This window comes from Streptomyces sp. NPDC006435, from assembly GCF_040612315.1.
Classification (GTDB): domain Bacteria; phylum Actinomycetota; class Actinomycetes; order Streptomycetales; family Streptomycetaceae; genus Streptomyces.
Window position 1 is genome coordinate 132,069 of sequence record NZ_JBEXPY010000004.1, and the last position, 12,826, is coordinate 144,894.

General features: G+C 75.3%; 7 protein-coding genes. All 7 read right to left on the reverse strand.

The features are described 5' to 3' along the window. Positions 1 to 2 precede the first annotated feature (2 nt). Positions 3 to 1,136: a site-2 protease family protein gene (locus ABZZ04_RS06605; protein ID WP_356931075.1), complete on the reverse strand. Its 1,134-nt coding sequence runs from the start codon at positions 1,134 to 1,136 to the stop codon at positions 3 to 5. After that, a complete protein-coding gene (locus ABZZ04_RS06610; protein ID WP_356931076.1) occupies positions 1,133 to 2,191 on the reverse strand; it encodes a lantibiotic dehydratase C-terminal domain-containing protein in 1,059 nt (352 codons plus the stop codon). Before ABZZ04_RS06610 ends, ABZZ04_RS06605 begins: the two co-directional genes overlap by 4 nt. Next, entirely contained in the window at positions 2,188 to 4,926 is a 2,739-nt protein-coding gene (locus ABZZ04_RS06615) for a lantibiotic dehydratase (protein ID WP_356931077.1), read from the reverse strand. The genes ABZZ04_RS06610 and ABZZ04_RS06615 overlap by 4 nt, the downstream gene beginning before the upstream one ends. 72 nt (positions 4,927 to 4,998) lie before the next feature. Next, entirely contained in the window at positions 4,999 to 6,573 is a 1,575-nt protein-coding gene (locus ABZZ04_RS06620; protein WP_356931078.1) for a nitroreductase family protein, read from the reverse strand. Positions 6,574 to 6,629: 56 nt separating this feature from the next. Next, positions 6,630 to 8,690, reverse strand: a complete 2,061-nt coding sequence (locus ABZZ04_RS06625) for a TOMM precursor leader peptide-binding protein (protein ID WP_356931079.1) — start codon at positions 8,688 to 8,690, stop codon at positions 6,630 to 6,632. Further along, entirely contained in the window at positions 8,680 to 10,863 is a 2,184-nt protein-coding gene (locus ABZZ04_RS06630; RefSeq protein WP_356931080.1) for a TOMM precursor leader peptide-binding protein, read from the reverse strand. Before ABZZ04_RS06630 ends, ABZZ04_RS06625 begins: the two co-directional genes overlap by 11 nt. A gap of 4 nt (positions 10,864 to 10,867) precedes the next feature. Beyond that, a complete protein-coding gene (locus ABZZ04_RS06635) occupies positions 10,868 to 12,820 on the reverse strand; it encodes a BTAD domain-containing putative transcriptional regulator (protein ID WP_356931270.1) in 1,953 nt (650 codons plus the stop codon). Positions 12,821 to 12,826 lie beyond the last annotated feature (6 nt).

Consider the following 12,826-nt stretch of genomic DNA (forward strand, 5'->3'; position numbering starts at 1 on the left):
GGTCACACGGTCAGCAGGTGGTGGGCAGCGGCCACGACCGTGCCGATGATCAGTACGAGCACGAGCACCGAGCCCAGCCCGTAGGCGAGGTAGACGGTCCGGGCCCGGCGCGGGTACGCGGCTGCCGCCGGGTCGCGGCGGACGGCCAGGCGCAGGTACGCGCCGGTCGAGGCGGCCAGGTCGGTGGCCCCGCACAGCTGGCTCACGATCCGGTAGCCGTCCAGCGGCGGGAGGGGGACCAGCATCGCGAACGCCTGCACGCTGCCCAGGAGCAGCAGTGCGCCGAGCGCGTCGAGCGTGGCCGCGTCCAGCGGTGCGAACAGCCACAGGGCGCAGAACGGGAGCAGGAACAGCAGGTTCATCACCGCGCCCGCCACCGCCGTGTCGATGCGCTGCCGACGGGAACCCAGGTAGAGGTAGTTGTCGACGGTGCAGTACATGATGATCACGGGCAGCCGCCAGCGCAGTCCGATTTCGGCCACCGTGCCGCCGTGGTGCCGGGCGACGACGCCGTGGGCGAGTTCGTGCAGGGCGGTACTGAACCAGAGCAGGGTGGCGATGCCGACCAGCAGCACCGGATTGGCGAACGAATCCCGGGTGTCCACGAGGAGTTGGCCGGCGTTCAGGACGACGACCGCCTCCATCGCGACCACCAGGGCCAGCAGGGGCACCAGCCATCCGGGGGCCAGCAGGAAGCCGACCGCGCGGTGCAGCCGGGCGGTGGTGGCGTCCGCGTCGGCGACCAGCCGGACACTGCCGCGCAGCAGCCCGCGGCGGGGCGGCTCTGCGGGCTCGGGCCGCGGGGCCGTCGCGGGCGCCACGGCCGGGGCGCCGGCCAGCAGGCCGCGGGCGCCGAGCATCCGCAGGATCTGCTGCCAGCGGGCGCCGTCCAGCCTGCGCCCGTACTCCCGCGCGTACTCCTCGCCGATCTCCCGCAGGCTGCGCGCCCCGTCCATCCTGGCGATGAGGAAGTGCTCCTTGGGGCCGACCTTGAAGGAGCTGCCGCTGTCGGTGTCCTTGATCAGGTGCACCGTCGCGGCGCCGTGCAGCAGCGCCTCGCTGAGCAGGACGTGGGGCCGCAGCTCGGGCCGGTACTCGGCCAGGGCGTCGGCGGCGGCGCCGGGGACGGCGCTCACGCCTGCTCCCGCAGGGCCCGGCCGAGCACGTGCGAGAGGTACGCCTCGTCCCGGATCGTCACGTGCAGCCGGTTGTTGGTCATGTGCATGTACGGGGAGAGCAGCAGCGGCAGGGCGGCGGCCGGGTCGGTGACCGTCTCGTCGCGCTCGCCGTCCCAGGAACGGAACGTCAGCTCGCCCCCCAGCGCCAGTCCGACGGCCCGCTCGCGCAGTTCCACGCAGTGCTCGGCCCAGCCGGCGAGGAAGCCGGGCAGCCGGGCCGCACCCTCCTCGCCCGCCACGGCGGCCCTGATCCGGGTGAAGCGCTCGGCCAGGCCGGGGGCCATCGCGGCGTAGTTGCGGTCGTACTCGTCGCTGCCGATGAAGCCGGTGCCGGGGAAGGCCCGGTGCCAGAACTCGTAGTAGCTGTCGAGGTAGTCCGCGAGTTCCTTCCGGTCGGGCAGGAAGGCCGCGGCCATCACCATCATCAGCTGGGCGGAGGTGCCGAGCAGCACGGTCCGCAGATGGAGGTTCTTCGTCCGGAAGGCGTCGATGACGAGGTCGCTGGAGTGCCGGAAGTGCCACTCGGCGAGCTCGATCCCGGCCGGGCCGCCGTACTTGCCGTACTCCGGCTCGTACGGCTGCGCGCTGCGCGAGTTGTTGGGGCGCAGCCGCATCCGGCCCTGGTCGTCGGTGTAGTGACCGCGTTCGGCGCCGGGGAACTCGATGTCGAACAGGGTGTTGTAGAAGTCGTTGAGGAACCCGGAGTCGACCTCGTACAGCGCGGGCCGTTCGGACAGGAACGTGTCGAGGGCGGCCTCGGTGCGGCGCCGTACCTCCGCCTCGGCCGCGGGCGACGACGGCTTGATCCGCAGCCGGACGTGGGGGCCCTCCAGCCAGTAGTTGATGAAGAAGTAGCCCGCGAGCAGGCCGTCCGCCTCCAGTTCCGCGACCAGGGGGCGGATGCAGTGGGTGAGCATCGGCCGGGGGTTGGCGGCGTAGAAGACGTGGGTGGCCTGCCAGGCTCCCGCCAGGTCGGTCCGCCCGGTGTCCGGGGCGAGGGGGGCTGAGGTCATGACTGCTCTCTCCTTCGGGCGGGGACGGTCTCCACCGCGAGTTCGGCGACGTGGCGGCCCCGGCCGGAGACGGCGTGCAGTCCGTCCTCGTCGGGCAGCATCTCCCGGAACACGACCCGGGCCTCCGCGGTTTTGATCAGCGCCTCGAACGCGGCCAGGGAGAGCGGGCTGTCGAAGTCGACGTAGCCCGGCTTGGCCCCGGTCGCCCCGCGCGCGCCGCTGTCGGCGACGGTGGCGAAGACCCGGTCCGGCAGGCGGTGGGCGCGGCGGAACGCGTGCCAGCCCAGGAACCACGCGTCGTCCCCGGTCCCGGGCCCGCGCAGCGGCAGCACGGCGGCGGGGGCGCTCCAGCTGCGCCGGGCGAGGACCACGCTGCCGTGCCGCACCCGCGGTCTGCGGGTCACCCCGCCCTCCGCCGCGCCCTCGGGCACCCCGCCCCACACGTTGAGCGGGGACATGGAGGTCGGTGAGAGCAGCAGCAGGGTGCGGGGCAGTTCGGGCAGGGCGAGCGGGACGAGGTAGCCCAGGTAGACCGGAACCACCTCCTTGCCCAGCCGGGTGGAGCGCAGCACGAGCCGGTCGGCGTCCCGGTCGTGGACGAGGTGGAGGTCGTCCAGGTGGATGCGGTTGCCCTCGGGCAGGGTGCCGCGTTCGCCGGGGCAGACGATCTCGTACTCGGTGAGCCGGCCGTGCAGGTTGAGGTTGCTGGTGACGGGCCCGCCGGTGACCTCGGCGAGGACGGCGCCCTCGGGCACCAGCCGGGCGGTGTCGGCGAGCAGCCGCCCGTCCAGGCCGTCGAAGAGGTGCGTGAACCGGCTGAACGGGAAGGAGACGCCGCCGTAGGAGCGGTTGAGGACGACCAGCGGGTCGGCGGGCCGGTCCACGATCTGCACATGGTGCGCGAGCGGGGTGAACTCCGTTTCCAGCGAGGCCAGTTCGGCGGCCACCTCGTCGAGCACCTCGGCGTCGACCCGGATCTCGTCGTCGCCCCCGCCCGCCGTGCCCCCGCCCGCTTTCTCCCAGTCGGACCACAGGGCCCGCATCCGGTCCACGAAGGTCCGCCGGGCCGTGTCGAGGGCCTTGAGCTGCGGCAGGGAGAGCCAGTTCTCCTCCGGTACGTAGTTGCCGTCCGCGTCGAACGCGGTGCGCTTGGCGGTGAACGACATGTACTGGTCGAAGAAGTCCTCGTGGAAGTCGTGGACCAGCTTCAGCAGGTCGTCGCAGCGCCCGCCCTGCCCGTACCGGGCGAGGAAGAACCCCTTGAACGTGACGCGTTGCGGCAGCGTCAGGTCGAAGGCGGGCAGTACGCGTTCCACCGCGCCGAGCGGACCGGCCGCCAGCCGCTCCCAGGCCGGGGCGGACAGCTCGGTGCGCCGCCCGGCCGCCACGTCCTCGTACAGCAGGGTCTGCGGTATCCGCGCCCGGTCCGTGCCGAGTTCCTCCTCCTGGACGGCGCGCAGCGCGGTGCGCAGCTCGGTCATCAGCGAACGCCGTTCGTCCGGGGTCGCGGTGCCGAACCGTTCGACGCAGGACGCCGGGGCCTCCAGCCGGTCGGCCAGCCGGTCGGCCCAGGGCCGGTCCAGGCCGCGCAGCGAGGTCTGGAAGGCGCGCAGCGGGTCGGTGTCGTGGACCTCGGTGCGCAGGCAGGGGACCTGGACCATGCCGAGGTCGAGGAGGGCCCGCAGGTAGTGGGCGCACTCCTCCTCGTCCGCGCCCTGGTCCTCGGCGAGCCAGCCGGCCAGCTCCCCGTGGCGCAGGGTGCCGCGCTCCTCGAACAGGCCGAGGAGGCGTTCCAGGGTGCCGCTGCGGCGCAGGAAGAACAGCCGGTCCTTCACGGCGTCGAAGGTGACGGCGGTGTCCTCGTCGCCCTGGGTGACCCAGCGGCGCACGTAGCGGACCCGGTCGTCGTCGCGGTTCCAGCCGGAGGCCGGGGCGACCGGCAGATCGGCGCGGCGGACCGGGTCGGCGATCACCGCCTCCGCGAGGCGGCCGACGGCGGCGACGTTGAGCCGCAGCAGCCCCGCCCAGTCGTCCTCGACCCGGACCCCGAGCCCGCCGTCCCCGCCGTCCCCGGCCCCGTCGGCGAAGGTGCCGGGGACGATGCCGGTGAACGTGGAGAACGGGCTGGTCTTGCACGCGGTGCGGTAGAGGTACGAGAGCAGCGAGCGCTCGATCTTGCGCCGCTTCTTGTCCGGGGGCGTGTCCGCGGTGCTTCCCGCGTACGCGTCGAGCTGGGCGTCCAGGACCGGGGACGCCAGCAGCAGCCCCTTGCGCAGCCGCTCCTCGGCCGCCAGCGCGCGCAGCGCGGCGCGGGCGCGCCGGGTCTCCTCGGCGAGCAGGGCCTCGCCCGCCGCCCGGTGCTCCTCCAGCCGGCGCCGGTCGGTCAGCCAGTGCGCGAGCGCCTCGCCGGTCTCCTCGTCCAGGCCGCGCACCAGGGCGAGGGACCGGTCGGCGGCGGCGGGCGACGGCAGCCGGTTGTTGAAGACGTCCCGGCGCAGTTTCAGGAGCGTGCGGCGCAGCGCCTCGTCCTCGGTGCCGCCGACGAGGCCGTGGACGAGGTCGCCGAGCCGTTCGCCGTCGGCCCGCGACCGCTCGGTGGCGTGCAGCACCTCGTCGGCCCAGCGGCGGCTGTCCGGGCAGCGCAGTGCCCGCACGCTCTCGACCGGCAGCCCGGCGACCCGCAGCATGAAGCGGGAGCGGGTGGTGGTGGCGGTGGGTGGGTGGTCCGGCGTCATGCGGGGTCTCCCCTTCTCGTTCCGGTCGCGGGTCGTCGGGCTGCCGCCCGGGTCCTGGCGGGTGACAGGCCCTCAGGCGATCTCGTACCGGAAGTCGGCCGGGGCGGGCCGCTCGTTGCCGATCATCATGATCAGCAGCGGTGCCTCGCCCGTCCCGGCGAGCGAGAGTTCCTCGATGTACGAGATGTTGTCGAAGCCGAGCGCCACGCCGCAGCCGGTGCCCACGGCGGACGCGGCGGTGTAGGCGGTCTGGGCGATCGCCCCGACGGTGGCGTTGACCAGGCGGTAGCCGCGGTCCCCGACGGCGTCCAGGACGGCGTCGGTGCGGACGGTGGGCACCAGGACCGCGGCCGCCTGTTCCAGGTTGTAGTTCGACAGGAAGTAGTTCTTCTGCAGGAACTCGCCCGGCCGGCCCGCCTTCACCAGCCGCAGGGTGTGCGCGTCGGGGTCGTACTCGTACGCGCCGGGCTCGATGCCCTCGACGTGGCCGACGAAGGCGTAGAGCTTGGCCAGCCGCTGCCCCCCGGTGTCCCCGCCGAGCCGCGCACCGGCCGCGGAGGCGGCCAGGCAGGCCGCCAACTGCCCCGCGCCGATCGGGTGTTGTGCGTCGAAGCGGCCGAAGCTGCTGCGGCGGGCGCGCAGCGCGGTGCGCACGTCGGTGTCGAGCGGCGGGGCGGGCGGGAGCGCCACCTCGGCGCGGGCCGGGTCGGCGGGGTGTGCGGCGGCCGGGGCGAGCGCCGCCGGGTCGGGGCGGTCGGTGGCACCGGCGGCGGTGACGGCCTGCATCCGGCGCAGCGCGTCGAAGGAGAGGACGGTGCGCGAGCGTTCGCGGTCCCGGTGGCGCACGGAGACCGGTGCGGCGGACGCGGGGCGGGCGGCGGCCCCGGCCCACCTCAGCGGGACGACGGCGAAGATGCCCTCCTCCTGCGTGTCCACGCCGAGGAGCCGGCCGAGCCGTTCCTCGTCGAACCAGAGCGCGGGTTCGACGGACAGTCCGCGGGCACCGGCCCACATCCGCCAGGTCTGCACGCAGGCGCCGAGGTCCATGGACACGGCGTGGAAGGAGAAGTTGTTGTACTTGAAGGCGTTCTGCCAGTACTTGATGCCGAGGACCAGGTACTGGTCGGTGTCCGGGCCCGGCGCCCCGTCGCCGAGCGCCTCGCGCACGTCGCCCGACACGTCGCCGGTCAGCAGCCGCTGCATGGCGTGGTGCCGGGTGGAGTAGTAGTGCACCCCCGGCGGTACGGGGCCGCTCGGTCCGGAGACCCAGTGGACGCCGACCGGGTAGAGGCCGCCGCCGGACGCGGAGCCCCGGGACCAGTTGGCGAGCGGGTAGTGCGGCAGGGCGCTGAGGTCGGTGTTGGCCTGGACGCCCAGGCGGCGGCCGGTCAGCCCGTAGGAGTCGCGGAGCATCCCGGACAGCAGCGAGAGGTCGAACTCCGCCCGCCCGTCCGCGCGTTGCTCCAGTCCCCGGCCGAGCGACGCGTCGGCCGGGTAGTCGCAGTCGGGCAGCGGGAGGCTGTCGGTGCCGGGGTAGAACTTGGCCTTGCGCGGGCCGTCCTGCCAGTTCGGCACGAAGTCGGCGGGGTCCATCGGGACCCGGCCGCGGTGGAGGATCGCGGCGGCGTATTCATGGGCGTACCCCATGGCGGGCTCCTCGGTCACGGGAAGGGGTGCGGGGCGGGGGCTGAGGTCGGCGTCGGTCACGGGAAGGGGTGCGGGGCGGGGTTGAGGTCGGCGTCGGCGAGGTCGTGCCCGCGCAGTCCGGCCTCGCGCAGGGCGGTGCGCAGCCGGTCCATGCCGAGCGCGCGCTGCCGGGTCCAGCCGAAGTCGATCGGCAGCAGTCCGGGCACGATGACGCCGACCGTGGTCAGGCCGAGGCCGCGCTGCTCCGGCATGGTCTGGTCGACGACGATCACGTCGAACCCGGCGGCGGTGACGGAGTCCACGCACCGGGTCAGGTCCTCGCGCAGGTCGTCGGAGACGGGCGGCACCGAGCCGTCCCCGTACAGCTCGTCGAAGGAGCGCAGGGGCGGGCGCGGCGCCCCCGGTTCGCCGAGCAGGAAGCTCGCGTGGCGGCCCATTTCGGGGATGCCGTACGCCAGCGGGTGGTCGTGCAGCGCCTCGACGCGGTGGAAGTCCTCGGCCATGGCGGACAGCCGGGCCAGGTCGTCCTCGGTGCGGCGGCGCAGGTTCACCGCGTCGGTGGCGATCTCGCACAGCGCCCCGGCCAGGGCGGCCTCCGGGTCGAGCCCGGCGCCCGCGCCGAAGCACATCAGGCCGAGGCCGCCGTCGCGGCGCACGGCGACCCCCGTGACGACCGGGACCGGGAAGGAGATCCGGGTGTCGAAGAAGCGGGCCTCGTAGCCGTACATCTCCAGCCGGTCGACCATGTGCCGGGTGGCCGGGCGGCGGCTGGTGCGCGGGTCGATCTCCGGCAGGGCGGCCCGCCCGTACCAGGCGAGCAGGAACGCGTCGCGTTCGACGAGTTCCATCAGCCCGAAGTAGACGGCCTCCTCCAGGCAGCCCCCGGAGGCGCAGCCGTTGGAGCTCTCCTGGACGAAGCGGTTCTCCAGGCCGGGCGCGTGGTAGTACGTGAGGACCTCGGGCACCAGGACGGCGTGCCCGTCGCGCAGGGACCAGCCGTGCACCCAGGGGATCGCCCGGTCCGGGGAGAACGGGGTGACGCGGGGGTTGGCGCGGTGGAACTCCTCCGAGTACAGCCCGCACACCCGCGGGTCGAGCGCGTGCTCGCCCCGGGCGCGCAGCGCGTTCAGGGAGTCCCTGGTCCGGGCCCTGCGGGACCGGGCGCGCATGCCCGCGTACCGTTCCAGCCCCTCCAGGACGCCGATGCGCATGCTCTCGGCGAAGGTGTCGGCGTGGCCGCCCCAGAAGGTCTCGCGCAGGTACTCCCCCGACCGCATGGAGAAGCAGCCGATGGTGGCGGAGGTGGAGGTGGAGGAGACGTCCTGGACGACGGACGGGCCGAGCGAGCCGCACACCGGGTTGGCGTACGGCTCCAGGGGCAGCTCGTACTCCTCGATGTTCCGGACCCGGAAACCGCCGGGACGGCGCTTGGGCGCGGGACCCAGGGTGAGTTCGGCGGCCTCGGCGGTGTCCGGTTCCGTCACCCCGCAGCGCGGGCACTCCGGGTCGGGGACCAGCGGGTAGTGGCGCACCAGCAGGGTCTCCAGGTCCACCAGGTGCACGGCGGGCAGGGCGCCGGTGTCCGGTCCCGCGCCGCCGAGCCGGGCGGCGAGGACCCCGGCGACGGCGTGCGCGGCGAACGGGGTGAGGTGGGGGGACTCCCCGGCCGCCCGGGTGCCCGAGCCGAGCTCCAGCGCCTCGCGCAGCGCGACGGAGCGGACCGCCTGCCAGCGCCGTTCCAGGCAGTGCGGGCAGGCGGGCCGGGCGGGGCCGCCGGGGGACGCGGCCGGGGCGAAGGGACCGAGGACGACGTGCCGCCCGTAGAACCGGACGGGCACGGCGGCCCCGGCGCCGGTCGCACCGGTCGTGTCGGCCGCACCGGGTGCGAAGGCGTCGCGCACGCCGAGCGGGGCGACGTCCAGCGGGGGCGGGGTGCCGTGGTGGGCCAGCGCGTCCCGGAGCAGCGCCGCGAGGGTGCGCGCGGACGCGGCCCGGGGCGCGTCCGGTACCGACGGGGCGTTCCGCCCCGACGGCGTACCGGTCGCCGCCCGCGCGCCGGGCCCCGCCTGTTCTCGGCGCTCCCCGCGGTGCTCGCGGACCGGGGACTCAGCGGGCATCGGAGCCGTCCTCGCCGTCCGTCGTGAGCAGCACCCGGGCGGTGCTGATGCCGCCCGCGGCGAGGTCGGCCGGGGTGGTGGGCACGTACAGCGCGTCGCGCCCGGCGTCCCGGAGCCGGTCGAGGACGGCGGCGAACGTGGTCGCCGTCCCGTCCGCCGGGACCTCCGCGCCGGTCACCGCGATGCTCGCGGCGGCGAGGTCGCGCACCAGCGGGTCGCCCCGGTCGACGTCCGCTTCCGGGTCCTCGGCCGCCAGCTGCACCGGGCCGAGCAGGTCCCGCAGCGCGGCGCAGGCCGCCTCCCGCCGGGACAGCCCGGCGCCGACCGCCCAGCGCCCCTCGCCCCCGGTCTCCCGGGCCAGCACCACCTGGGCCGAGGTGCGCGCCCCCTCCCCCAGGTCCAGCAGCTCGACGGCGAGGTCCAGGTTGGCCGCGGACTTCAGCAGGAACACCAGCTCCGGGTCGTCGTCGGCGGCCACCGGGCCCACCGCCGTCGTGCCCCGGACCGCCCGCAGCAGCGCGTCGTGCGCCAGCGCCGACATCAGACCGACGCCCGCCGCCTCCCGCGCGTCCGCGCCCGCGCCCGAACCCGCCGACGTCGCGAGATGGGCCCGGCCCCGGTTGTGCGCCCCGAAGCTCCGTACGGCCGCGACCGGCACCCGCACCGGGTCCTTGCCGGTCAGCGAGGTCGCGACCGTCCAGGCGTCCGGCCGGACACCGCTCCCGCCGCCGGTGGTCAGCGCGTCCGGGCCGAGCTCCCGGTCCGCCGCCGCGCCCCCGTCCGTGCCGAGCGGCACCACGTGCTCCACGTACGCGGTGGCCGCCGCGTACAGCGCCCGCGTCCGCGCGCCCGCCAGGTGGTGCACGTCGAAGGCGGCGATCCGGCGTCGCGTCCCGGCGCCGAGCGCCACCTCCACCCGGCTGATCTTCAGCGGGGTCTGGGTCAGCCCCTCGTCGTCGTAGCGGTTGAAGACCCCGGTGTACGGGCGCACCAGCGCCGCGCCGATCCGGTTCAGCTCCTCGACCACGGACTCCGCGTCGCGGGCGGTGTCCACGGTCGGGGTGACCGGGAGCGCCAGGCCGTCCGGCAGCTCCGGCGCCGCCGGGTCCGGGTCCGGGGCGGTGCAGTGCAGGCAGCGGGGGTGCGGCTGGACCGGCTCGGACACGACGTCGAGCGAGGCCAGGTCCTGGACGAGGACCCGGCCGGCCGTCTCGGCGGGCAGCGCCCCCGTGGTGAGGCGGAAGATCTCGTAGCCGAGGAGGTTGCCGACCATCGCGGCGACCGGGCCGGACACCTCGTCCGCGGACACCGGTGCGGCGCCCGCCGCCCCGCTCCAGATTTCGGCGGCCTGTCCGGCGGACACGTTGCCGCCCAGCCGCAGCACGGCGCAGGACCAGCAGCCGGTGGAGGAGGCGGTGGAGAGCGGGCCGACCAGCAGCCGCTCGCCGAACAGCCAGGCGGGGATCAGGGTCCGGCCCTCGGGGACGCCGGCGGCCAGCAGCCGGTGGGTGCGGGCCCCGGAACCGGCGCCGGTCACCACGACGACGTCGTAGCCCTCCAGGTCCGCCCAGCCGGCCCCGGCCCCGGCCCCGACGGTGTCCACCCGGGCCGCCGTCCGCTCCGCCTCGTCCGTCACCTCGGCGAACCGCGTGGTCGTGCCGATCCGTACGCATCCGTTGCGCAGCAGGCTCAGCGCGCACCACCGGGCGACCCCGTCGTCGCCGAGCACGGCGACCCGGGTGGCGCGGAAGCGGGCGAAGCGCTCCGGCGCCCCGTCGGCGTAGTGGTCGAGGTAGGCGATCTGGGCCGCGAACCGCTCCGCCACCTCGTCCGGGACCGGCCCGTCCGAGGCCGCGGCCGCGGGCACGTCGCGGGCGAACTCCCGCTCGTACAGCGTCCTGATCAGCTCGGCCGCCATCGCCCGCTGTCCCGGTCCGAAGCCGGCGCACAGTTCGTCGAGCCGGTGGTGGCCGGTCAGGTGCGGGACGACGAGGGAGGCGAAGCGGTAGGCGGTGCGGCCGGCCAGGTGGAATCCGCCGTCGGCGTTGTGGAAGAGCACGCCGCCGGGCGTCTCGGTGAACAGCACGTCCCGGCGGATGCGGGGCCGGGTCGCGGCGAGCGCGTCGAACGTCCCGGTCGCAGCGGTTGCGGCAGTCTCGGCACTCTCGGCCATGGGGTCACACCTTCTCTGTGCGGCGGATGCGTTCCTGGTCGGTTCTTCGTACGTAGACACGGAGCAGTTCATGGATGCGGTACGGGCCCGGCGGGCCGTCCTCCAGCAGTCCGGCGTCGGCCAGCCGGTCCAGCACCGCCTCGGTGACGGCGGGGACGTCGCGGGCGGCGAAGGCGGCCCCGGGCACCGCCGAGAGGTGCGAGAACGCCTCGGAGAGCCGCGGGTCGAGCCGGTTCAGCGCGCCGTCCAGGAGGCCGGTCACGGAGAGCCCCGGGCAGTCGGTGAGGGCGAGCCGGGCGAGGGGGTCCTCGGCCAGCCAGCCGACGGCGTCGCCGAGGCCCAGTGCGGGCCGGGTCAGCAGCCGGGCCGTCAGGATGCGCAGCGCGAACGGGAAGTGGCCGCACAGCGCGGCGAGCCGGTGCGCGGCCTCCGGTTCCGCCTCGACGCGTTCGGCGCCGAGCACGGACCGCAGCAGCGCGTACGACTCCTGTCCGGTGAACGCGGAGAGCCGGTGCACCCAGCCGCCGTGCGTGGCGACGAGTCCGGCGAGCCCCATCCGGCTGGTCACGATCACCGCTCCCCGGGCCTGGGCGACGGCGGGCAGCAGCGGGCGCACCTGGTCGGCGTCCACCACGTCGTCGAGCACGAGCAGGGCGCGTCCGGCCGGCCGGCCGGGGTGCAGGGCCGCCGTGACCTCGGCCGCGAGTTCGGCGGCGGTGCGGGGTTCGCCGTCCGGGCGGGTCATCCGGACGAGCAGCCGGCCGGCCGGGAAGGCGTCCCGCACCAGGTGGGCGACGTGCTGGGCGAGGGCCGACTTGCCGATGCCGGGCGCGCCGGACACCAGGACGGCGAGCGGGTGCCGGCCGTCCTCGCCGGGTGCGTCGGGGGCGGTGAGGCGGGCCGTCATGGCGGCGGTCTCGGCGTCCCGCCCGGTGAAGTTCGGCACGGCGGGCACCGGCACGGGCACGACCGCTTCCGGCAGCGCCGACCCGACCGGCTCCGGTACGGCGGTTCCCGGTACGGCCACGGCCGCCGTTCCCGGTACGGCCGGGACGGACGGGTACGGGGCGGGGGCGGACGGGGCGCGGCCCGCGACCACCTCGCCCTCGACGACCCGCACGGCGACGGCGCGCGGCCGGTCGGCGTCGGGCGGTTGCGGCACGGCACCGGACGGCTGCGCGTCGCCGGGGAGCCGGCGGAGGCGGCCGGCCGTCCCCGGGTCCTCGCCGCGCAGGATCGCGAGCTCCAGCTGCTGGAGGGCCGGGGAGGGGTCGACGCCCAGCTCGTCCAGCAGGAACTCCTTGACCCTGCGGTACTCCGCGAGGGCCTGGGTCTGCCGCCCCGTCCGGTAGAGCGCCTCGATCAGCTGCTCGTGGAGCCGCTCGTGACCGGGGTATACGCGCGTAGCGGTCCACAGTTCGACGAGGGCCTCCCCGTAGCGGCCCAGGCCCAGCAGCAGGTCGCAGACCCGTTCCACGCTGCGCAGCCGTTCCTCGGCCAGGCGCGGCACCTCGTCCCGGTGCAGCACGTCGGAGCGCACGTTGGCCAGCAGCGAGCCCTGCCACAGCGACAGCGCGTCCTTGAGCGCGCAGAGCTCCGCCTCCGGGTCGTCCGACAGGAGCACCGCCCGGCGCACCTGGTCCCGGAAGCCGAGCAGGTCCAGGGAGTGCGGCTCGGCGGTGATCCGGTAGCCGCCTGGCACCGCCTCGATCGACGTCTCGGTCACCCCGTGCTTGGCGAAGAGCCGGCGCAGCCGCAGGACGCAGGTCTGGAGCGCGGCCTTGGCGGTGGCCGGCTGCTCCTCGCCCCACACGGCCCGCTGGAGGTAGTCGGCGGACACCACGGCGTTGGCGTGCAGGAGGAGCGCGGCCAGCAGGATCGTCGGCTTCGACGGCTGGAGCACGACGGATTCGGGGCCGTCGGCGAGGGTCAGCGGCCCCAGCAGCTGAAACCTCATCATGGC

Bases quoted from the DNA above. Each gene is read 5' to 3' on its own strand.
- ABZZ04_RS06610 (WP_356931076.1), bottom strand. From the start codon at position 2,191: ATGACCTCAGCCCCCCTCGCCCCGGACACCGGGCGGACCGACCTGGCG.
- ABZZ04_RS06615 (WP_356931077.1), bottom strand. From the start codon at position 4,926: ATGACGCCGGACCACCCACCCACCGCCACCACCACCCGCTCCCGCTTC.
- ABZZ04_RS06620 (WP_356931078.1), bottom strand. From the start codon at position 6,573: ATGGGGTACGCCCATGAATACGCCGCCGCGATCCTCCACCGCGGCCGG.
- ABZZ04_RS06625 (WP_356931079.1), bottom strand. From the start codon at position 8,690: ATGCCCGCTGAGTCCCCGGTCCGCGAGCACCGCGGGGAGCGCCGAGAA.
- ABZZ04_RS06630 (WP_356931080.1), bottom strand. From the start codon at position 10,863: ATGGCCGAGAGTGCCGAGACTGCCGCAACCGCTGCGACCGGGACGTTC.
- ABZZ04_RS06635 (WP_356931270.1), bottom strand. From the start codon at position 12,820: ATGAGGTTTCAGCTGCTGGGGCCGCTGACCCTCGCCGACGGCCCCGAA.